Raw genomic sequence first — 1,395 nt, 5'->3', positions numbered from 1 at the left:
GCCGCCAGGGCCCCGGCGCCGAGCAGCACCTTCCGGCCCCGCCGGGTGACGTGGACGGCGGCGAGGGCCCCGCCGGCCACGTCGGTGCCCGGGGCCGCGCCGAGTCGTCCGGCGCTCATCCGTCCCGCGGCCCGGACCAGCTCCACGAGCTCGTCGGTCCGGACGTCCCACAGCGGCACCCCGGCGAGCACGGGCAGCAGCCAGCCGCGCAGGCCTGCTTCGGTGTCCTGCAGGTACAGGTGGTCGGCGGTGCAGCGCGGGCACTCGTCGAGGTGGTCCTGCACGGCCTGCGTCCGCTCGGCGGACAGGCCGCCGTCGGCGAAGGCGCCGAGGTCGGCCGCGCAGTCCGCGCACCCGGCGAGGGTCGGCAGGTCCTGCCTGGCCCGGCGGTAGGCGGCCCGCAGCCCGGCGCGCGCCTCGAGGTGCAGCGCGGTGGTGGCGGCGGGGCTCAGCCCGAGCACCGCGGCCGTCCGCTCGAGCCCGAGGGCCTCCACCTCCAGGTGCCACAGCACGGCCTGCCACGACGCGGGGAGACCGAGATAGATGCCGGTGACCGTCCCGGCCGCGCTCGCCCGCTCCACGCCGGCCCGGCCCACGACGGCGACCAGCCGTGCCCGCAGGAAGACCCCCGGCCCGCCCTCGTCCTGCGTCTCCTCGCCGAGCTCCGCGAGGACCTGGTCGAAGGCCGTGCCCGCCAGCTGCTCCGCGTCCTGGCGGCTCGGCGTGTGGAGCCGGGCCACGACCACGGCGGTGTGCCAGTGCCGGTCCCGCAGGTCCGGGAAGGCGTCGGGCTGCTGCGCCCGCACCGCGGCGAGCAGCTCCTCGTCGGTGCGCGGGGTGCGCCCCTGGGCGAGCGGCTCGGTCGTGCGCGTCATGGGGTCTCCGTCGGTCTCGGGAACGCTCGGTCACCTTGCGGTGCGGGCGACCCGGGAGCGGTGCCGCAGGGCCGTGCCCCCGGCGAAGACGATGACGGCGCACGCCGACGGCGCGCGGTTCCAGCACTGTGGACCCCCCGGTCCCCCGAGCCCATGGTAGAGCGCCCCGGTGGAGGGCGGCACGCCGCTCCTGTCACGAGCCGTTCCCGTTCGTAACACAGTGCCGCCGGGAGCCGCGGGGTCGCCGGGTGACGCCAGGCCTCCGGGAGAGGCGGGCGGGGCTGGGCGCTCAGCGGTGGGGGCGGCCCTCCCCCTGGTCGACGTGACCGCCGGAGCGGCCGGGCGCCCCGTCCGACCCCCGCTGGTGCTCGCGGCCGTGGCGCCCCGAGTGCTTCCGCTCGCGGGACCCGTCCTCGTCCCAGCTCGTCCCGCGGTGCCGGGGCCCGCGCTCGGCGTACCGCACCCCGGGGGCGCCGGCCCCCTGCTGCGCGTGCCGGCGTCCGGGAGGCGTCCGAGCCCG

2 protein-coding genes are annotated in these 1,395 nt (G+C 78.9%); both read right to left on the bottom strand.

Annotated features, from left to right (window positions below; genetic code table 11):
* On the bottom strand, nucleotides 1-875 hold an 875-nt coding region (locus CRM73_RS19275; protein WP_229588806.1), incomplete at its 3' end, for a zf-HC2 domain-containing protein.
* Nucleotides 876-1,164: 289 nt separating this feature from the next.
* On the bottom strand, nucleotides 1,165-1,395 hold a 231-nt coding region (locus CRM73_RS19270; protein WP_370658580.1), incomplete at its 5' end, for a hypothetical protein.

It is taken from the genome of Kocuria sp. CCUG 69068, from assembly GCF_020833785.1.
GTDB lineage: Bacteria > Actinomycetota > Actinomycetes > Actinomycetales > Micrococcaceae > Kocuria > Kocuria rosea.
Note: the sequence above shows the minus strand (reverse complement) of the source record. Positions and strands in the feature narration are given on the sequence as shown.